The sequence below is a fragment of the Aliivibrio sp. SR45-2 genome (assembly GCF_963890165.1).
Lineage (GTDB): Bacteria > Pseudomonadota > Gammaproteobacteria > Enterobacterales > Vibrionaceae > Aliivibrio > Aliivibrio salmonicida.
In genome coordinates this window covers 142,255-162,907 of record NZ_CAWPRC010000150.1, presented here as the reverse complement: position 1 = coordinate 162,907, position 20,653 = coordinate 142,255, and the positions used below count along the sequence as shown (strand labels likewise).

Below are 20,653 nucleotides of genomic sequence, written 5' to 3'. Positions count from 1 at the left end.
TTCATCGTAATTGTTAATAATAAGATTATAAAAAAAGGCCACCGAAGTGACCTTAATGTAGAGTGCGTTATGTCATGCTAATCAGGCATTAACCAGTGTTTCGCATACCTGCAGCGATGCCTGCAATAGTGACCATCAGCGCTTCTTCAAGCTCAGGAGAGGTCTCTTCTTGCTGACGTGTTCGATACAGTAATTCAGCTTGCAGCATATTTAGTGGATCAACGTAGATATTACGCAGACGTATCGATTCCGATCCCCACGGGTCACTTTCCATTAAGTGGTCACTGTTTTCTACATTCAAGACCGCTTTAATGTCTGCTTGTAATTGATTACGTAGACGTACGCCTAGAGGCCATAAGGATTTATCCGTTAAGCGTTGGTCGTAGTACTCTGACATTTGTGGATTACACTTAGTGTAGACCATCTCAAGCATACCAAGACGGGTAGAGAAGAATGGCCATTCACGACACATTTCTTCTAATAGTTCTTGGTGACCTTTATCAATCGAGTATTGAATCGCTTCACCCGCGCCTAACCATGCAGGAAGTACCAGACGGTTTTGGCTCCATGAGAATATCCAAGGAATCGCTCGTAGACTTTCAACACCGCCATTTGGATTACGCTTTGCAGGGCGAGATCCTAACGGTAATTTGCCTAACTCTAACTCAGGGGTTGCTGCTCGGAAGTAAGGCACGAAGTCTTTTTCGCCACGAACAATATTACGGTACGCTTCACACGATACTTCAGAAAGTACTTCCATTAAATCGCGCCATTCTTGCTTAGGCTCTGGTGGTGGAAGAAGATTCGCTTCAAGAATCGCACTTGCGTATAAATTAAAGCTGTTTACTGCCACTTCAGGTAGACCAAGCTTAAACCGGATCATCTCACCTTGCTCAGTAACACGTAGGCCACCTTTTAAGCTTTTTGGTGGTTGAGATAGAAGTGCGGCATGGGCTGGTGCACCCCCACGACCAATTGTACCGCCACGGCCGTGGAATAAGGTTAGTTCAATGCTTTCTTTCTCACAGACATCAACTAAGGCTTCCATCGCACTGTATTGCGCCCAGCCAGCAGACATCACACCGGCATCTTTTGCTGAATCTGAATAGCCGATCATGACCATTTGATGATTTTGAATAAATCCGCGGTACCAATCAATAGAGAACAATTGTTCCATGACTTCTTTAGAGCGGTTTAAATCGTCTAATGTTTCAAATAATGGGCAAACATCCATACGGAATGGGCAACCCGCTTCTTGAAGCAGAAGATGAACAGCCAATACGTCTGATGCGGTGCGAGCCATTGAAATTACATAAGAACCGAGAGCTTCTTTTGATTGCTCAGCTACGATTTTACATGTATCAATAACTTCTTGAACTTCTGCTGTTGGAGTCCAATCGCGAGGAAGAAGAGGGCGTTTAGAGCTTAATTCGTTCACTAAGAAAGAAATCTTATCTTGTTCGCTCCATTGATCGTAATCACCAATGCCTAAGTAACGCGTTAGTTCAGAGAGTACATTTGAATGGCGAGTACTTTCTTGACGTATGTCTAGACGAACAAGATGGGCTCCAAAGGCTTTGACACGGCGTAGCGTATCTAATAAAGAACCTTCAGCAATGATACCCATACCGCAAGCGTGTAGTGACTGGTAACAAGCGTGCAAAGGTAACCATAATTGTTCAGCATTACGAAGGATTGGTTTGTTATTGGTTAACTCACCTTTCATTTGTGCATCAAGGTTTTCAAGCGTATCGTTTAATAGAGTACGAAGTTGTTTTAAGATAGCTCGATAAGGTTCGTGTTGATCACCGGCAAGCTCACGAACTTCATCGGTACACTTTACCATCGATAATTCACTGATTAACTCATTCACGTCTTTTAAGTAAAGATCGGCCGCTTTCCAGCGAGAAAGCAGCATAACTTCGCGTGTTATCGTGTGAGTTACAAATGGATTACCATCGCGATCTCCACCCATCCAAGAAGACATATGGACAGGACGAGCATCAATCGGTAAGCCTTCACCTAAATGATTTTCAAGACGTTGATCAAATTCACGTAAGAAATCAGGAATACCTTGCCATAATGAATTTTCAACAACGGCAAAACCCCATTTTGCTTCATCTAATGGCGTTGGACGTTCTTGACGAATAACATCAGAATGCCAAGCTTGAGCAATCAGTTGCTCAAGGCGACGTTCTGTTTTTTCTCGTTCAGAAAATGAGATATCACTCAGTTCAAGTTTTGATAAACATTCATTGATCTTTACCAATTTATTGATCATGGTACGGCGCGCAATTTCTGTTGGATGCGCAGTTAGCACTAGCTCAATGTTGAGTTCACGCACCGCTTGTACCGTATCTAATTTGCTGATGTTGTTTTGGCTTAATTTAGAAAACAGTGAGCTGATCGCATCAGGTTCGCATACGTGTTCTTCGCAGTGACGAGAAATCGTATGATACTGTTCTGCCATATTGGTTAAATTTAGGAACTGACTGAATGCACGAGCAACTGGAGTCAGTTGATCATTAGGGAGACTTTTAATCTCTTCAATTAATGCATTACGGTCATTGTCGCTTCCTGCGCGCGCTGTTTTAGACAGCTTACGAATGGTTTCAACTTTTGCTAATAGCTCTTCACCATGAGCGTCTCTAATTGTGTTTCCAAGTAGATGACCCAACATGCTTACATTGCTTTTTAAAGCCGCGTACTTTTCATTCATACATACTTCCTATACTGTAATTTTGTTACATCCTAAATTTTTTCTGCATTCAATCTATCCGAATTTACGGCTCTTCGTCAAACTTTGAAGAATAAACGATGATTTTTCAAACGATATATTGCCGTAGATCATCGAATATTGATTTGCTCTTCATGAGTGTTGTAAATTTATTTCAGATTAAAAGCAATGTTTATACATTAATTTGCTCAATATATTGATTGTCGGGTCAATGAATGAAAATGCTAAAAATTCATCAGGTTGGTGCGCTTGTTCAATGGAACCCGGACCTAACACTAATGTTGGGCAAAGGTCTTGTAAGAAAGGAGCTTCAGTACAGTAATTAACGGTTTCTACTTCTTGGCCACAAATTTCAGCAACACTTGTTACGATTGGACTATCAGCGCTACATTCGTAACCAGGGATAGGTTCATGCAATGGGGTTATTTCAATTCTTCCTGGCCACTTTGCTTCGACGTCTTTCAATGCATCACGCAGCATATTATCTAATCCATCAAGGCTAATTCCCGGTAATGGACGTACGTCATAATGAAGTTCACAACAGCCGCAAATACGATTCGGGCTATCACCGCCATGGATATGACCAAGATTAAGGGTTGGGTAAGGAATAGAAAAACCAGGGTTGTGGTATTCCTTAACTAATTTATTTTTTAAATTCATTAAAGCAAACATGATTTCATTCATGATCTCTAGCGCATTAACACCATAAGCAGGGTTTGATGAATGACCAGATTTACCGGTAACACGAACGGCGTTGGCTACATGGCCTTTATGACCACGAATAGGCATTAAGCTTGTTGGCTCACCAATAATACAGTAATCCGGTTGGATGCTAGTGTTTGAGGCGAAATGGCGGGCGCCAAGCATGGTTGTTTCTTCATCACAGGTGGCCAAAATATAAAGTGGCTTAGATTGGTCTTTCCAATTGATGTTTTTTATTGCCCCTAAGATAAAGGCAAAGAAGCCTTTCATATCCGCGGTTCCAAGCCCATAAAATCGATCGTTGGCTTCGGTTAGTGTGTGAGGGTCGTAGTTCCAACGTCCTTGATCATAAGGGACGGTATCTGTGTGTCCTGCGAGTAATAACCCGCCTTCTCCTGAACCTAATTTAGCCAATAGGTTGAGTTTTCCTTTCTCTATTTCTTCAATTTCAACTTCACAGCCTAAATCTTCACACCATTGCGCTAACTTATGTATGACTTCTGCATTACCTTCATCCCAGCTTGAGTCTGTAGAGCTGATTGAAGAGGTTGAGATGAGCTGTTGATAATATTCTTTAAATTCTGGTATTTTCATTTATTCATACATCCACTGTTGACACAAAAGAGAGAACCCTGTAAAACACATATTAAATCACAATAAGTGAATAGAAATACAGTTTAGTTTAATTTTAATGAATAAACTAAAATTTAAAAAGGAAAGCAGTATCTAATATGTGTAACGCTCAAGTTACCTTGAATGGCTTTTTCCTTCAATAGTTGAAGAGCTAAATGGACGTATTTATGTTGAAAACAACCATCATCGGAGCAAGCGGATACACAGGTGCTGAATTGGCACTGATGGTATTTAAACACCCGCACCTTTCTTTATCTGGCTTATATGTGTCTGAAAATAGTTTGGATAAAGGAAAAGCGATCAGTGAATTACATGGTTCATTAAAAGGGGTGGTGGATGACACATTGCAACCTCTAGTAAATGTAAATCAAGTGGCTAAAGAGAGTGATATTGTTTTATTAGCGACAGCTCATGAAGTGAGTCACGATTTGGCGGCCACTTTTTTAGAGAATGGTTGTGTTGTTTTTGACTTGTCAGGTGCGTTTCGTGTTCAAAAAGAAGGTTTCTATTCTGAGTTCTATGGCTTTGAACATAAATATGAAGATTGGCTAGATAAAGCGGTTTATGGATTGGCTGAGTGGAATGCGGATGCGATTGCTAAAGCTCAATTAATTGCCGTTCCGGGATGTTATCCAACGGCGTCACAATTAGCGTTAAAACCATTAGTTGATGCTGGATTATTAGATCAAAATCAGTGGCCTGTTATTAATGCAACGAGCGGAGTGACAGGGGCTGGACGTAAAGCTAATTTAGCCAGTAGTTTTTGTGAAGTGAGTCTTCAACCTTATGGGGTGTTCAATCACCGTCATCAACCTGAAATTGCCGCACATTTAGGGTGTGATGTTATTTTTACGCCTCACCTTGGTAACTTTAAACGTGGGATCTTAGCAACCATCACGACTAAATTACAAAAAGGGGTGACAGAAGAGCAAATTCAAAAAGCATTTGATGCCGCTTATACCGATACACCAGTGGTTCGTCTACTCGGTAATGAGATGCCAAAATTGCAATCAGTAGAGAAGACACCTTTCTGTGATATTGGTTGGAAAGTGCAAGGCGAACACTTAATTGTTGTTTCTGCGATCGATAATTTATTAAAAGGTGCATCAAGCCAAGCGATGCAGTGCATTAATATTCGTTTCTGCTTTCCAATGTTAACCGCTTTAATATAAGGTATGGGATATAGTATGAATCAATGTCCATTAGTGATTAAGTTAGGTGGTGCGGTATTGGCATCAACCGAAACGTTAACACTATTATTTAAAACGGTTTCAAATTATCAACAACAAGCCCAACGATCATTAGTGATTGTTCATGGCGGTGGGTATTTAGTTGATGAGTTAATGGAAAAGCTTCAATTAGAAACGATTAAAAAAGAAGGCTTACGTGTAACACCAAAAGAGCAAATTGGTTATATCACCGGCGCACTGGCAGGGACGGCAAATAAAATGCTGCAAGGCCAAGCGATGAAAAATGGTGTGAATGCGATTGGATTAAGTTTGGCTGATGGCGGTTTATGTAGCATCACTCAATTAAGCCCTGAGCTCGGAAATGTGGGTTTAGCGACAGCGGGTGATGCAAAGGTATTAAATGCCATTCTAGCGACACAAGTTACCCCCATTATCAGTTCTATTGGCATTACTGCTGATGGTGAGCTGATGAATGTGAATGCTGACCAAGCTGCTGTGGCGGTTGCTACCGTATTAAATGCAGATCTCGTTTTACTTTCGGATGTTGCTGGCGTACTCGATGCAAATAAATCATTGATACCAAGTTTGGATTCAGAGCAGGCCGAGTTGTTAATTCAACAAGGTGTTATCACTGATGGCATGATAGTGAAAGTGCGCGCGGCTCTAGAAGCGGCACAAACATTAGGCAAAGCGATAGAGGTCGCGTCATGGCGCTCACCTGAAAAATTAGCCGAGTTGTTTATTGGAAACAGCATCGGCACACAATTTCAGCCTTAATTGGCATTGAATCGAATTAACTTTATAGAATACAGTCGCCGCGAGTATGCGGATCAAGGAGAATAGAATGAATAAGAAAGTAAACGTAAACAAGGTCGTTGTTGCATACTCTGGTGGTCTAGATACATCTGTGATTATCCCGTGGTTAAAAGAAAACTACGATTGTGAAGTGATTGCATTTGTTGCTGATGTGGGTCAAGGGGCTGAAGAGTTAGAAGGTATTGAGGCTAAAGCGATTGCTTCCGGTGCATCTGAGTGTTATGTGGCTGACTTAAAAGAAGAAATGGTCTCTGAGTACATTTTTCCTACGTTAAAAACAGGCGCTCTTTATGAGGGTAAATACCTACTTGGTACGTCAATGGCTCGTCCTATTATCGCAAAAGCACAAGTTGAAGTAGCGCGTAATGTGGGCGCAGATGCACTTTGCCATGGCTGCACAGGTAAAGGTAATGACCAAATCCGTTTTGAAGGTGCATTCGCAGCATTAGCACCAGATCTACACGTAATTGCACCATGGCGTGAGTGGGATTTAGTGAGCCGTGAAGAGTGTCTTGATTACCTTGCTGAACGTAATATCCCTTGTACTGCTTCACTTACAAAGATCTACTCTCGTGATGCAAACGCATGGCATATCTCAACTGAAGGTGGTGTTCTTGAAGATACATGGAACGAGCCAAACGAAGATTGCTGGGCATGGACAGTCGATCCAGAGCAAGCGCCAAATGAATCAGAAACAGTATCAATAAAAGTTGAAAAAGGCGCGGTTGTTGCAGTTGATGGTAAAGCGATGACCCCTTATGAAGTGGTTGTTTATCTAAACGAGAAAGGAATAAAACACGGTGTTGGTCGTATCGATATCGTTGAAAACCGCCTTGTTGGAATGAAATCTCGTGGTTGTTATGAAACTCCAGGTGGCACGATTATCAATGAAGCACTACGTGCGGTTGAGCAATTGGTGTTAGATAAAGCGTCATTTGAATTTCGTGAAGAGTTAGGGATCAAAGCCTCTCATCTTGTTTATGATGGTCGTTGGTTTACACCATTGTGTAAATCAATCTTAGCGGCAACAGAAGAACTGGCTCAAGACGTTAATGGTGATGTTGTTATTAAGCTTTATAAAGGTCAAGCGATCGTAACTCAAAAGCGCTCTGATAATAGCTTGTATTCAGAAGAGTTTGCTACTTTTGGTGCTGATGAAGTTTACGACCAAAGCCATGCAGAAGGTTTTATCCGTCTTTACTCACTATCAAGCCGTATTCGTGCTCTAAATAGTAAGTAATTACTATTATGTAACAACTGTTTGATAATTTGTTTTACACTAGTCGAAGTTCATTTAATGATTAAATGGACTTCGATTTTTTTTTCTAAATTATTATAATAAGCACTTTTAGTAATAATTGAATAAATATGTAAAAACAATGCATTTAATTCTTTATTTTTATCTGGAATTGCCGTAAGTTTGAATCATCAAGAAAAATACTGAATTAAATCAGACTTAATAGTTTCAAAAAGCAGTGAGCACTGTGCATTTAGGAGAAACACCATGGCATTATGGGGCGGACGTTTTAGTCAAGCAGCAGACACAAGATTTAAACAGTTTAACGATTCACTTCGTATTGATTATCGCCTTGCAGAACAAGACATTGTCGGCTCTATCGCATGGTCTAAAGCACTACTTTCTGTCAATGTTATTACAGAAATAGAACAACAAAAACTTGAATTAGCATTGAATGAATTGAAATTAGAAGTGATGGAAGATCCTGAACAGATCTTATTGTCAGACGCTGAAGATATTCATAGCTGGGTTGAGACACAGCTTATCGGTAAAGTGGGTGATTTAGGTAAAAAACTCCACACTGGTCGTTCTCGTAATGATCAAGTGGCGACAGATTTAAAATTATGGTGTCGTCAACAAGGCCATCAACTGCTTCGCACATTAGATTTATTATTGAACCAACTCGTGAATGTAGCGAGTGAGCATCAGGCGACGGTGCTTCCTGGTTATACTCACCTACAACGTGCACAACCTGTGACATTTGCGCATTGGTGTTTGGCGTATGTTGAAATGATTGAGCGTGATTACTCTCGCCTTGAAGATGCGATTAAGCGTTTAGATACGTGTCCATTAGGATCAGGGGCTTTGGCTGGAACGGCTTATCCAATGGATCGTGAGAAATTGGCTCGTAATCTTGGTTTTCAAAGAGCAACACGTAATAGCTTAGACTCTGTATCGGATCGTGATCATGTGATGGAGTTAATGTCGATTGCTTCAATCTCTATGATTCACCTTTCTCGTCTTGCCGAAGACATGATTTTTTATAACTCAGGTGAATCTAATTTCATTGAGTTAGCGGATACCGTGACGTCTGGTTCATCATTGATGCCACAGAAAAAGAACCCGGATGCCTTAGAGCTTATCCGTGGTAAATGTGGCCGTGTATATGGCGCACTGGCTGGTATGATGATGACAGTAAAAGCGTTGCCCTTAGCCTATAATAAAGACATGCAAGAAGACAAAGAAGGTTTGTTTGATGCATTAGACAGCTGGTCTGATTGTATTGAAATGGCAGCACTTTGCTTTGAAGGCATTAAAATAAATAAAGAACGTACTTTAGAAGCGGCGAAACAAGGGTATGCAAACTCAACCGAATTAGCCGATTATCTGGTAGCGAAAGGCATTCCATTCCGCGAAGCTCATCATATCGTTGGTGTTGCTGTGGTTAGTGCTATAGAAAAAGGCTGTGCATTAGAAGAGTTATCTATTGCAGAATTAAAAGTATTCTCTGACGTGATTGAAGACGATGTGTATGCAATTTTAACTATCGAATCTTGTCTTGCGAAACGTAATGCCCTAGGTGGTGTTGCTCCTGAACAGGTAGCTTATGCTGTTGAGCAAGCAGGTAAACGTTTAGAAGAGCGTGATTCTACAGGGGTTAAAGTTCGTCCTGCACGATTAACGGATTTAGATGCATTAGAAGGAATGGTCGCTTACTGGGCTGGTCTTGGAGAGAATTTACCACGTAGTCGTAATGAGTTGGTGCGTGATATTGGATCGTTTGCAGTATCAGAACATCATGGGGAAGTGACTGGGTGTGCCTCTTTGTATGTGTACGATTCTGGTTTAGCTGAAATTCGCTCATTAGGTGTTGAAGCGGGGTGGCAGAGTCAAGGTCAAGGGAAAGCGATTGTTCAACACTTGGTAGAAAAAGCGCGTGAAATGGCGATTAATAAAGTGTTTGTATTAACGCGTGTTCCTGAATTCTTTATGAAACAAGACTTTATTCCAACATCTCGTTCGTTGTTACCAGAGAAAGTATTGAAAGATTGCGATCAGTGTCCTCGTCAACATGCGTGTGACGAAGTGGCATTAGAGGTGAATCTGCAAGAGCAAATTATTATCAAAACGAATGTGGCTTAACTGGCGTTCAATGGTAATGATCGGCACTGAGCTAAAAATACAGAATAAAAGAGAAAAAGTGGTGAACTTTTTAATTAAAGACTAGTCTTATTAATACTGCTTTTTCTTAGATAGATTCTAAGAGGCCCTAATATCTTTATTGGTATTGGGGCTTTATTTTTTGTGCTTACCTTTAATATTTGATGATTTTATCAAACGATAATAGCCCATCGCTAATAAATGCAATGTCAGTAATCCGCTAAATGCAGCGCTTACCATGAAAGTGGCAATGGCTTCGATTTGATAAGGTGTTGCTTGAAAAAACTCCAGCCATGTTAGCCATCCACCGATAGATAAAAAAGTAAGTTGTTTCATACAGCGAGAGCATCGGCCTAATTTTTGTTTAAATATATCAGAGTGACAAAATTGGCAAGCCATGTTGATTCCATTTTAAATGACGAGTTATGGCCGTTATTTTAACGAGTGATGGGTAAGATAGAAATAAAAAAGGTCGATGTTTTCACATCGACCTTTTTCTTTTGTTTTTATGTTAGTTGCTGGTGATTAACAACCAGGACCACAATCCATACAATGTTTAATCATTTCAGGGCCTAAATGCAGTTTCGCATTTAAATCACGAAGTGCAGTACGAATACCTTCTTCGATTACTGGGTGATAAAATGGCATATCTAGCATTTCAGAAATAGTCATTTTATTTTGGTGTGCCCAAGCTAATAGGTGGGCTAAATGTTCTGCATTTGGCCCCATCATTTCAGCGCCTAAGAAACGACCTGTTCCTTGTTCGCCGTACACATGAAGAATCCCTTTGTTTCGCAGCATTACTCGTGAACGGCCTTGATTTTCAAAAGAAACCTCACCAGTTGCGAAACAACCACAAGTCCCTAAACGAGTTGTGATTTCTTTATAGCTTTCTCCAACCATTGCGATTTGTGGGTCTGAGAATACCGCTGAGATTTTCGAGCGACGAAGGCCTGCGCGGATCTCGGGGAAACGTCCTGCATTATCACCAGCAATACGTGCTTGATCAGCGGCCTCGTGCAATAGGGGCAATTGATTACTGGCATCACCAGCAATGAAGATGGTTGGTAATGATGTTTGTAATGTGTAGTGATCGGCTGTTGGTACACCGCGTTCGTCTACTTCAACCGATGTGTTTTCTAAGCCCAATTTGTCGGTGTTTGGACGACGACCGGTTGCTGCAAGTACATACTCAACTAGGATAGTTTCTTGTTCGCCTTGTTTATTGATGAATTTGATTTCAACTTTATCTTCTTCATCATTAAGAGATATGCGTTTCATGCTCTCTATTTTCACATCGGCATCAAGGTAAAACTCTTCGTTGAAGGCCTTGTTTGCATAAGCCATTACTTCAGGATCTGTTACTGGACCGACTTGACCACCTAAACCAAAAAGCTTAGTTTCAACGCCTAAACGGTGAAGTGATTGTCCAAGTTCAAGACCAATAACGCCAGGACCAAATACGGCGACTGATGTCGGTAAATCATCCCAATCAAATACGTCATCATTGATGATAAGGCGATCACCTAGTTCATTCCATACCGCAGGGTAAGCAGGGCGAGACCCTGTTGCAATAACAATACGTTTTGCTGTAATGATCGTATGATCATCGACTTGCAATGTATTGTCGTCTAAAAATTTAGCGTAGCCAGAGATTTTATCTTCTGCTGGGATTTCATCAACGCCTTCTAAAACAAACCCAACAAAACGGTCACGTTCAAATTTAACACGGGCCATGACTTCGCGGCCGTTAATTACGATGTCACCTTGAGGGTGAATACCGAACTGAGGTGCTTTTTCAATTTGGTGAACGCTTTCTGCCGCTGCAATTAACAGTTTTGATGGCATGCAACCAACACGAGCACAAGTGGTACCGTAAGGACCGCCTTCGATCATGACAACACTGTCAGTATGTGCTTTTGCTGCACGGTAAGAGCCTAAACCTGCTGTACCACCACCGATAACAGCTACATCAACATTGACTTGTTTCATAATTCATATCTCACGTAGATTCATTTTAGAAGAAGTTTTGAAATGGCCCACGGTATCGTGGGCCATTTTTATTCATTTCGAGCTAGAGATTAAGCTAGGAAAGCTTCAAGCTCTTCGCTACCACCAATGTGTTTACCACCGATGAATACTTGAGGAACGGTAGTGCGGCCAGTAATTGCACGTAGACTTACTGTTGTCGCATCTTTACCCAGTACCACTTCTTCGTAGTTCAAACCTTTGTCGATTAGGTTTTGTTTCGCTTTCATGCAGAAAGGACAACCAGGTTTTGTGAATACAGTGATTGATTCTTGCTCTTTGTGCTCAGGAGCAAGGTAGTTCAGCATCGTATCTGCATCAGAAACTTTGAACGGGTCACCCGGTACGTTTTCTTCTATGAACATTTTTTCAACGATGCCGTTTTTCACTAGCATGCTGTAGCGCCATGAACGCTTACCAAAACCAATGTCATTTTTCTCAACTAACATGCCCATGCCATCGGTGAAATCGCCGTTACCATCTGGAATGAAGGTAATGTTTTCTGCTTCTTGGTCTGCTTTCCATGCGTTCATTACAAACGTATCGTTTACAGAGACACAAACAATTTCATCAACGCCGTTGTCTTTAAATACAGAATAAAGCTCGTTGTAGCGAGGTAGGTGGCTTGAAGAACATGTTGGTGTAAATGCACCAGGAAGACTAAATACGATAACGGTTTTGTCTTTGAATAGCTCTTCTGTTGTCACGTTAACCCAAGCGTCACCTTTACGTGTTGGAAAAGTTACTTGAGGAACTGATTGGCCTTCTTTAGATGTAAACATAATGATGTCCTTTAATTTTTAATAAATTTTAAATTTCTTTCCGGGGTCTGCCCGGTTGATGTAGCTATTATGCAAAAGCTGGCTTGATAGTTCTAATCGTTTGGTGTTATCGTTTCAATCGTTAAAAGCTATCGAACTTATTGCCATCAATAAGATATAAGCTTTCAGGAGTGTAATACATGAATATCCGTGATTTTGAGTACTTGGTCGCACTTGCTGAGCATAAACATTTTCGTAAAGCTGCAGAGTCTTGTTTTGTTAGTCAACCAACGCTAAGTGGCCAAATCAAGAAGTTAGAAGAAGAAGTAGGATTGACGCTGCTAGAGAGAACCAGTCGTAAAGTATTGTTCACCGAAGCGGGCTTACAATTGGTCGATCAAGCAAAGCGTATTCTTATTGAAGTAAAGTTATTTTCAGAGCTTGCTAATCAGCAAGGTAAAGAGATGACAGGGCCATTACATTTAGGCTTTATCCCAACGGTTGGTCCTTATTTGTTGCCTTGGATCGTACCGACATTAAAAGCACAGTTTCCTGATTTGAATTTATATCTTCATGAAGCCCAGACACATCAATTGGTTAAAATGCTAGAAGAAGGCAAGATTGATTGTATGATTTTGGCCTCGGTTGATGAGACGAGTGGCTTTATTGAAGTGCCTGTCTATGATGAACCGATGGTGTTGGCTGTTCCTAAAGAGCATAAGTGGGCAGAAGAAAAGTCGATCGATATGTCTCGTCTTAATGGTGAATCCGTACTGATGCTTGGCGATGGTCATTGCTTACGAGATCAAGCATTAGGTTTTTGCTTTGCGGCAGGAGCAAAAGACGACGATCACTTTAAAGCAACAAGCTTAGAAACGTTGCGAAATATGGTCGCCGCTGGAGGAGGGATAACATTGATGCCTTATCTTTCTGTGCCAAAAGAAAAAGAGCGTGATGGGGTGTGTTATTTGCCTGCGAAAGCACCTGTACCGCATCGCCAAATTGTATTGGCTTATCGTCCGGGTTCACCTTTAAAGAGTCGCTATGAGGCATTAGCAAAAGAAATAGAAAGTAAAATGGCTGACGTTATCCATTAAACTGTTTTATAGATAAAATACGAATAAAAAAGGGACGCTAAGTGAGCGTCCCTTTTTCTTTATTTCAACTAAGTCACTTAGAATAAGCTTTCGTCTTCTTCGCCGTCGCCATCAGCATCACCTGATGAGTAGATAGTATCTTGGAAATCTTGTTTTACGTATTCAGTTGGCTCCGTACCGCCAGCAAAATATTCCCACATACTCGTTTCATCATTTTTATTACTTAATAGGCCAGTTTCACGGTCTATTTTTACTTTAATGATGTTGGCTGGAAGTCTTAATTTTTCTTCAGGTACGCCTTCTAAAGCAACCTTCATGAAATTAACCCAAGCGTAGATTGCTGTTTTACCGCCAGCTTCTCCGCCGGTTAGCATCTCATCTTTGGACATGTTGTCATTTTTACTTGTGCTACCTAAATGGTGTGATGGGTTATCAAAACCAACCCAAGCCGTTGCAACAACGTTTGGACCGTAACCGTTATACCATGCATCAACAGAGTCATTGGTTGTACCGGTTTTACCACCAATATCACGACGTTTTAGCACTTGTGCTCGCCAGCCCGTACCATTCCAACCTGTACCTTTACTCCATACGCCACCACCCCAGATATTGCTATACATCATCTGTTTTGTGAGGAACGCATTTTGAGCTGAGATAACTTTTTTCGCATAAGGTGAGTTTTCATCATTTTGGTGATCGCACTCTTTTTGGCAGATAAGTTTTGGCGTTGCTTTGTAAACCTCATCGCCGTATGGGCTTTCAATATGGTCTATATAATAAGGTTCCACATAGTAACCATTATTAGCAAAGACTGAAAAGCCTTGTGCCATTTGTACTGGGCTTAAACTGCCCGCACCAAGAGCAATGGTATCTGAGCGAGGTAACTCATCTTTCTTGAAACCAAAACGAGTAAGATAATCAATCGTTTCATCTAAACCGACATCACGCAAAACGCGAACAGCCATTACATTTTTCGATTGAGCTAAACCAATACGTAAACGAGCAGGACCAATGTAGGTTGGTGGTGAGTTTTTAGGTCTCCATGCCGTACCTTGGCTTTCATCCCATGTATTGATCGGTGCATCGGTAATTAAGCTTGCTAGTGTTTTACCGTGATACAACGCCGCGGAATAAATAAATGGTTTAATACTCGAACCAACTTGACGAACAGATTGAGTCGCACGGTTAAATTTATTATGAACAAAGTTGAAACCACCAACCAGAGAGGTAATCGCTCCGTCATTAGGATCCATTGCAACAAATGCGGTATTCGCTGCGGGAACTTGGCTTAGCTTCCAGACGATAGTCGTAACGTCGTCTTTTGTTTCTTCGCTGAGAGGACGAACGTAAATTTGCTCACCAACGCTCAAAATATCAGAGGCACGACGAGGTGCAGAACCTTGACGTTTATCTGTTTTGAAGCGACGAGCCCATTTTAATCCATCCCAAGGAATGGTTGCTGTACCGTTATTTTTGATATTAACCGTGGCTGTTTTTCCTTTCACTTGAGTAACAATTGCAGGCATTAATTCACCGTACGAAGGTTCTTTTTTCAAGTGTTTTGCCATCGCGTCTTCATCAAGCGGTGTGGCTTTCTGTTCCCAGACTGTTTTGACTGCACCACGGAAACCATGGCGTTCGTCATAAGCAAGTAAGTTATCGATTGATGCTTTGTTTGCAGCGGCTTGCATTTTTGAATCTACAGTCGTGTAGATATTCATACCTGATGTATAAGCCGCTTCTTCACCGTACTTATTCACCATCCATGCACGAGCTATTTCTGCAACATAGGGGGCTTGTAGTTTAATTTCTGCGCCGTGATATTTAGAAATAACCACTTCCGCTTTTGCGTCTTCAAACTCTTGTTTTGTGATATAGCCTTCATCGAGCATACGAGCCAGTACGACATTTCGACGAGTCGTAGCACGGTCAACAGAATAAATAGGGTTCATCGTTGAAGGCGCTTTTGGTAAGCCAGCAATGATAGCGACTTCACCTAGCGTTAATTCGTTTACTTCTTTACCAAAATAAACATGAGCGGCAGCACCAACACCGTATGAACGGTAACCAAGATAAATTTTATTTAAATAGAGTTCTAAAATTTCTTGTTTTGTTAGTAATTGCTCAATGTGAACCGCGATAAAAATCTCTTTGATTTTTCGCATGATTTTCTTCTCATTTGATAAGAAGAAATTACGTGCAAGTTGCTGAGTAATGGTACTCGCCCCTTGTTTTGCGGAACCTGAAGCAAGTACTGCAAATGCGGCACGAGTAATACCAATAGGATCAAAACCATAATGGCTATAGAAACGACTGTCTTCAGTTGCAATGATGGCCTCAAGTAAATGAGGGGGCATGTCTTCCAATTTTAAAGGAATACGGCGTTTTTCACCAAATTGAGCGATCAACTTTCCATCGCGGCTATAAACTTGCATTGGCGTTTGTAGCTGAACGTCTTTCAATGTCGCAACATCTGGTAATTCTGGTTTCACATATTGGTAAAAACCAAAAATTGTAGTGACCCCAATAATTATGCAAACAAATGTAACTATGAGCAGTGCCTTTATGAACTTCACCTGATATTTCCCGTTTACTTTAATCTGTATTGTCGTTTCTAACCAATAACTGAGTAGTATAAATATAACACAACGAAAAATAACGTAAATTAACGCTTAATTTTGAGATATTTATTTTTTACTCGGAGCTAAATCAAGATGATTTATCCTACAGTCACTGGTGTAGACATAGGGCATCATAGCATTAAAGCGGCGTCTATAAGGTTAAAAAAAGGTCAATTTGAACTGATTGCTTGTCATGAAGTGTTATTACCTGACTCTGTTTTTATTGATACGAACTCAGTAAACCTCGAAGAGTTAACGCCATATCTGACTCGTTTAAAAAAAATGCTCTCATTTAATCAAAAGCGTATCGCTTTTTCTGTACCTGATAGCAACATTATCAGCAAGGTCATACAGATAGACAGTCAGCTTGATGAAAAAGAAACAGAGTTCGCGATTGCGCATACTTTTAACCAGCAATCCTCTTTTTCTGTGGAAGATCTTAATTTAGATTATGTCGCGTTAAATCAGCGAGGGGTAAGCAGCGTTAAAACAACAACATATCAAGTGTTTGCTACACGTAAGGATCTCATCGAATCTCGTCAATTATGTTTCTCTTCTGGAGGATTAACCCCCGTTTTAGCCGATGCTCATTCACATTCGTTATTCGCATTGTGGAAGAAGGCGACAGAATCCTATCCGAATAAAAAGAACTGGATGTTAATTGATATTGGGCACGCTCAAACTATTTTTTGTGTGATGTCACCGAATCATAACTTTTACTCTAAAAATATCATGTTTGGAGCGCAAGACTTACAGAGTAAAGACGAACAAGAAACCAGTGAAAGTATTAGTTTTGAACATGATACGACTTTTATTGCTCAACTCTCTGAGCATATTAAACGGCAAGTCACACTCTATTCGTCGATCCATCACCATAAAATTGAAGGTGTGTGGGTTGTCGGTGGTGGAGCACTGTTACCTGGCTTATCGGATTGCCTAAGCTATGAAGTCTCTCTCCCAACAATGGAATTAAATGTATCGTCTCTTTTTTTTCAAGATAAAAAACGAGTGATGCCTATGGCTGTCAATGCAAGTCAATATGCGGTTGCTTTAGGTCTGGCGTTGAGAGGGGTGTCATGGCTTACGAGATAAACTTGCTGTCTTGGCGAGATGAAAAAAGGCTTAAATATAAACAACGGTTTATAGCGATATTAGTCTTGGCGGTTATTCTTTCGGTTTGTTTGCAGTGGGGTTTTGCTCGGTATTTGAATCATCAAGCTTCATTGCAAGATTCACGTAATAACTCATTAACGACCCACGTGACTTGGCTTAATAGTGAACTAAAGGGATTGGCAGAAATAGGAAAGCAGCATGAGGCTATTTTGACTCGCTTAAAAGTGGTCGAGAATCTGCAGCAAAATAGAAATAAAACAACGCAAATTCTTAATCTATTACCGGAAGTGATTACTGAAGGTGTCTATTTAAACAAAATTAGAATGGATGCTCGCAGTATTGAAATGAAAGGGTTTAGTGACAGTAATGCTCGATTGGCGACGATGTTGGATAAATTGGAACGGTCCACGCAGATTGTTGATGTCGAAATGCATTCGATTGTTTCTGGGCAAACGATGTTTGGGCATGAAATGAGTCGTTTTGACGTGTCCTTTCGATTATTAGCCCCAAAGAAGAGGGGAAATAATGATTGATTGGCGTGAGTTAGATGTAGATGAAATTACTGAGTGGCCATTGTTACCTCAGTTACTTGTCGTGTTTTTACTGTGCCTATGTGTGCATGCCGCAGGGTATTGGTTTTGGTTATCACCGATTCAGGAAAAAACAGAGCAATTAAAGAGAGACGAATTAACGTTAAAAACAACCATCAAATATAAATACAATCAAGTCGCGGCAATGCCTGAAATGGAAGACCAATTAAATGAATTGAATTTACGTTATGAATTTTTAGCGCAGCAACTTCCTGCACAAAAAGAACTAGCGAGTATGTTGTCAGGGATAAATCAAGTTGGGATTCAAAACAAACTCACGTTTACTCGTATTGATTGGGGAGAAAAACAGAATCAAGAATTTCTATATAAACTGCCTCTAAACATCGAGTTAACGGGGCAATATCATGATATTGGGTCATTTTCAGAGGCAATTGCTGATCTTCCTAGAATTGTAAGTTTAGAGAATATTGATATTCAACGAGTGAGTAAAGAGAGCAGTACATTGCACTTTCGAGTAATGGCTTATACCTATCAATTTAGGGGGACCCATGAGTAAGCAATTATTCGTTATGCTCACTTTTCTTTTCGTGATGGTCGGGTGCAAAGCAAACAAAGACTCGCTAGATGACTTTTATGTAGAGGCTAAATTACAAGGCACTAGAGACGTTGAAGTATTAGCTGGCGTGCTTCCTTTTGACGTCGATTCCTATAATGGGGCTGATGAACGTTCCCCTTTCGTTTTACCTAAGTTGCCAGAAAAAGTGAGTCAGCCAATCGCTAAGAAATCATGCTGGCAACCAACATACAGAAAGAAAAGCGGCAGTTTAGAGCGTTATTCATTAAGGAAATTACGTCTTAAAGGTGTTATGGGAAGTGAAAATGACATTACTGCGTTAATACAAACACCAAAAGGTGGGGTTATAAAAATTCGAAAAGGACAATTTATGGGCATGAATAATGGTCAAGTTGTCGATATTCAATCAAAACAAATCACGCTAAAAGAAACGCTGTCTGATGGGATGGGGTGTTGGCAAAAACGGTACATAAAATTAGCGTTAAACAATTAATTAATTTTTAGGATTAGGAAAATAACATGTCGCAAGGATGCAGAGGTAACATGAATACTGGAGCAATGAGATGGTGTGCTTTTCTTATACTGTTTTTTGTTCATATTCATGTATTTGCTGAAGAGTCAGTTGAGAATCAACTCGTTTCTGTCGATTTTCAATTAAGTAAACAAAAAGAAGGGCTGATAACGGTTGAGCTTGCTTCAGGTGCGGCTACGGTAGATTTACGTAAAGAGAGCGGTAAGCTAGTCATTGAGCTTCATGACACTAAAGTAAATGATGATAAATTAGTCATTTTGGATGTTGAAGATTTTGCGACCTTGGTTTCTCGTATCGAGACGTTTAGAGAACCGAATAGTACGTTGCTTTTTGTTGATATTAAGGGGGATTATGATTATGACTATTCTCTTAAAGGGGCTTTTTTAGAAGTGATCGTGTCTGCCCCTGTTGTTTTAACCGCGCAAAAAGAAGCGACGAAAGCTAAAGAAGAGAGTAAACCGATCTCAATCAATTTCCAGGATATCCCCGTACGCCATGTATTACAGTTGATCGCTGATTATAACGACTTTAATTTAGTGGTTGCCGATTCAGTAAAAGGCAATTTGACGTTGCGTCTCGATGGTGTTCCATGGCAGCAGGTTCTCGATATTATTTTGAAAGTAAAAGGATTAGATAAGCGAGTTGAAGGTAATGTGGTTTTGATCGCACCTAAAGCCGAGCTCGATGCACAAGAGAAGCAAGTGTTAGAGCAAGCTCAGATGGCGTCAGAGTTAAGTGCATTATCGTCTGAAATACTGTCGATTAAATACGCTAAGGCCTCTGAGATTGCTGATTTATTGGTAGGCGAAGGTGATATAACCATGTTATCGAGCCGAGGTAGTATTACGGTCGATGAAAGAACGAACTCCTTATTATTAAGAGATTTATCAGAAAATATAACGGTAATAAAAGACATTATTGAATCATTAGATATTCCGGTTAAGCAGGTGCAAATAGAAGCCCGAATTGTTACCGTTAATGAAGGAAATCTTGATGAGTTAGGGGTTCGCTGGGGATTCTCAAATACCAACGGAAGTGCAACGGCAGGAGGGTCGATTGAAAGTAATTTGGCGGCTGTGGGTTTATATGATGGTGGAAAAGATGGGTTGCCCGTAGACGATTTTTTAAATGTGAATTTAGGGCTATCGAATCCAGCAGCATCAAGTATTGCTTTTCAAGTGGCGAAACTCGGTTCAAACTTATTACTGGATCTTGAACTGTCCGCGCTTCAATCGGAATCAAAAGCGGAGATTATTTCGAGTCCTCGCTTAATTACGACGAATAAAAAGCCCGCTTATATCGAACAAGGGACTGAAATTCCTTATTTAGAGTCGTCATCGAGCGGTGCAACAACCGTTGCCTTTAAAAAAGCGGTATTAAGTTTAATGGTTACACCACAGATAACGCCGGATAATCGATTGGTTCTTGATTTGATTGTGACGCAAGATAGACCAGGTCAAATTGTGAAAACGGGGACAGGTGAAGCGGTCGCAATTGAAACACAAAGAATAGGGACTCAAGTTTTAGTGGATAATGGCGAAACCGTTGTTTTGGGTGGTATTTATCAGCATTCCTTATCAAATAGTGTAGAAAAAGTACCACTACTGGGTGATTTACCCCTACTTGGAGTGCTATTTCGTCGCAGCTCCGAAAATATAGGTAAAAAAGAATTATTAATCTTTGTTACACCAAAAGTTGTTATACAATAGTAAGATAGCTTCAAATTTGATGGTTTATTTTTGATGAAATAGGTGTAAAGAAAAATAATTATGCTGAACTTTTCATCTAGCTATTGCAATTACTAGCTATTAACTGAGATAATTTTTGGTCTTATCACGAAATATCTGTGAGGAATATGGTGCCACAGAAGCATGTCTGTTGAAGAGACAACTGTTGGCAAT

The 20,653-nt window shown here is 40.5% G+C and carries 16 protein-coding genes; 10 read left to right on the top strand and 6 right to left on the bottom strand.

What is annotated here, in order from left to right; genetic code table 11:
• Positions 1 to 88 precede the first annotated feature (88 nt).
• Positions 89 to 2,719 carry a phosphoenolpyruvate carboxylase gene (ppc, locus tag AACV33_RS09645; protein WP_017022483.1) on the bottom strand — a complete coding sequence of 877 codons (2,631 nt, stop codon included), beginning with the start codon at positions 2,717 to 2,719 and terminating at the stop codon, positions 89 to 91.
• 177 nt (positions 2,720 to 2,896) lie between these two features.
• Positions 2,897 to 4,033: an acetylornithine deacetylase gene (argE, locus tag AACV33_RS09640; RefSeq protein ID WP_182699265.1), complete on the bottom strand. Its 1,137-nt coding sequence runs from the start codon at positions 4,031 to 4,033 to the stop codon at positions 2,897 to 2,899.
• A 206-nt stretch (positions 4,034 to 4,239) separates the two neighbouring features.
• Between argE and argC the strand changes: the two genes are divergently transcribed.
• The 4 genes from argC (at position 4,240) to argH (ending at position 9,457) form a co-directional block, all read left to right on the top strand.
• Positions 4,240 to 5,244, top strand: coding sequence for an N-acetyl-gamma-glutamyl-phosphate reductase (argC, locus tag AACV33_RS09635; protein ID WP_017022485.1), 1,005 nt, complete (start codon positions 4,240 to 4,242; stop codon positions 5,242 to 5,244).
• Positions 5,245 to 5,259: 15 nt separating this feature from the next.
• Positions 5,260 to 6,039, top strand: coding sequence for an acetylglutamate kinase (gene argB / locus AACV33_RS09630; protein WP_026025521.1), 780 nt, complete (start codon positions 5,260 to 5,262; stop codon positions 6,037 to 6,039).
• 67 nt (positions 6,040 to 6,106) lie between these two features.
• Positions 6,107 to 7,318, top strand: coding sequence for an argininosuccinate synthase (locus tag AACV33_RS09625; RefSeq protein WP_023604145.1), 1,212 nt, complete (start codon positions 6,107 to 6,109; stop codon positions 7,316 to 7,318).
• A 264-nt stretch (positions 7,319 to 7,582) separates the two neighbouring features.
• Complete coding sequence (gene argH / locus AACV33_RS09620) at positions 7,583 to 9,457, top strand: argininosuccinate lyase (protein ID WP_017022487.1); 1,875 nt, start codon at positions 7,583 to 7,585, stop codon at positions 9,455 to 9,457.
• 153 nt (positions 9,458 to 9,610) lie between these two features.
• Here the strand turns inward: argH and AACV33_RS09615 are convergent, their stop codons facing one another.
• The 3 genes from AACV33_RS09615 to AACV33_RS09605 all read right to left on the bottom strand — a co-directional run bounded on the left by AACV33_RS09615 (position 9,611) and on the right by AACV33_RS09605 (position 12,285).
• Positions 9,611 to 9,874 carry a DUF3624 domain-containing protein gene (locus tag AACV33_RS09615; RefSeq protein ID WP_017022488.1) on the bottom strand — a complete coding sequence of 88 codons (264 nt, stop codon included), beginning with the start codon at positions 9,872 to 9,874 and terminating at the stop codon, positions 9,611 to 9,613.
• 126 nt (positions 9,875 to 10,000) lie between these two features.
• A complete protein-coding gene (locus AACV33_RS09610; RefSeq protein WP_017022489.1) occupies positions 10,001 to 11,467 on the bottom strand; it encodes a dihydrolipoyl dehydrogenase in 1,467 nt (488 codons plus the stop codon).
• An 89-nt stretch (positions 11,468 to 11,556) separates the two neighbouring features.
• Complete coding sequence (locus AACV33_RS09605) at positions 11,557 to 12,285, bottom strand: glutathione peroxidase (RefSeq protein WP_017022490.1); 729 nt, start codon at positions 12,283 to 12,285, stop codon at positions 11,557 to 11,559.
• 179 nt (positions 12,286 to 12,464) lie between these two features.
• Between AACV33_RS09605 and oxyR the strand changes: the two genes are divergently transcribed.
• Entirely contained in the window at positions 12,465 to 13,361 is an 897-nt protein-coding gene (gene oxyR / locus AACV33_RS09600) for a DNA-binding transcriptional regulator OxyR (protein WP_023604148.1), read from the top strand.
• 77 nt (positions 13,362 to 13,438) lie between these two features.
• Here the strand turns inward: oxyR and AACV33_RS09595 are convergent, their stop codons facing one another.
• On the bottom strand, positions 13,439 to 15,937 hold the full coding sequence (locus AACV33_RS09595; RefSeq protein WP_182699264.1) for a PBP1A family penicillin-binding protein: 2,499 nt from the start codon (positions 15,935 to 15,937) through the stop codon (positions 13,439 to 13,441).
• A gap of 138 nt (positions 15,938 to 16,075) precedes the next feature.
• Between AACV33_RS09595 and pilM the strand changes: the two genes are divergently transcribed.
• The 5 genes from pilM to AACV33_RS09570 are packed head-to-tail and all read left to right on the top strand — an operon-like array spanning position 16,076 to position 20,461.
• Positions 16,076 to 17,074 carry a type IV pilus biogenesis protein PilM gene (gene pilM / locus AACV33_RS09590; RefSeq protein ID WP_023604149.1) on the top strand — a complete coding sequence of 333 codons (999 nt, stop codon included), beginning with the start codon at positions 16,076 to 16,078 and terminating at the stop codon, positions 17,072 to 17,074.
• The gene (locus tag AACV33_RS09585; protein ID WP_182699263.1) at positions 17,059 to 17,628 is read left to right on the top strand and encodes a PilN domain-containing protein; all 570 of its coding nucleotides are present in this window, start codon (positions 17,059 to 17,061) and stop codon (positions 17,626 to 17,628) included. The genes pilM and AACV33_RS09585 overlap by 16 nt, the downstream gene beginning before the upstream one ends.
• Complete coding sequence (locus tag AACV33_RS09580) at positions 17,621 to 18,202, top strand: type 4a pilus biogenesis protein PilO (protein ID WP_017022494.1); 582 nt, start codon at positions 17,621 to 17,623, stop codon at positions 18,200 to 18,202. Before AACV33_RS09585 ends, AACV33_RS09580 begins: the two co-directional genes overlap by 8 nt.
• Positions 18,195 to 18,713: a pilus assembly protein PilP gene (locus AACV33_RS09575; RefSeq protein ID WP_017022495.1), complete on the top strand. Its 519-nt coding sequence runs from the start codon at positions 18,195 to 18,197 to the stop codon at positions 18,711 to 18,713. Before AACV33_RS09580 ends, AACV33_RS09575 begins: the two co-directional genes overlap by 8 nt.
• Before the next feature lie 26 nt (positions 18,714 to 18,739).
• Positions 18,740 to 20,461: a type IV pilus secretin PilQ gene (locus tag AACV33_RS09570; RefSeq protein ID WP_182699262.1), complete on the top strand. Its 1,722-nt coding sequence runs from the start codon at positions 18,740 to 18,742 to the stop codon at positions 20,459 to 20,461.
• Positions 20,462 to 20,653: the final 192 nt, after the last annotated feature.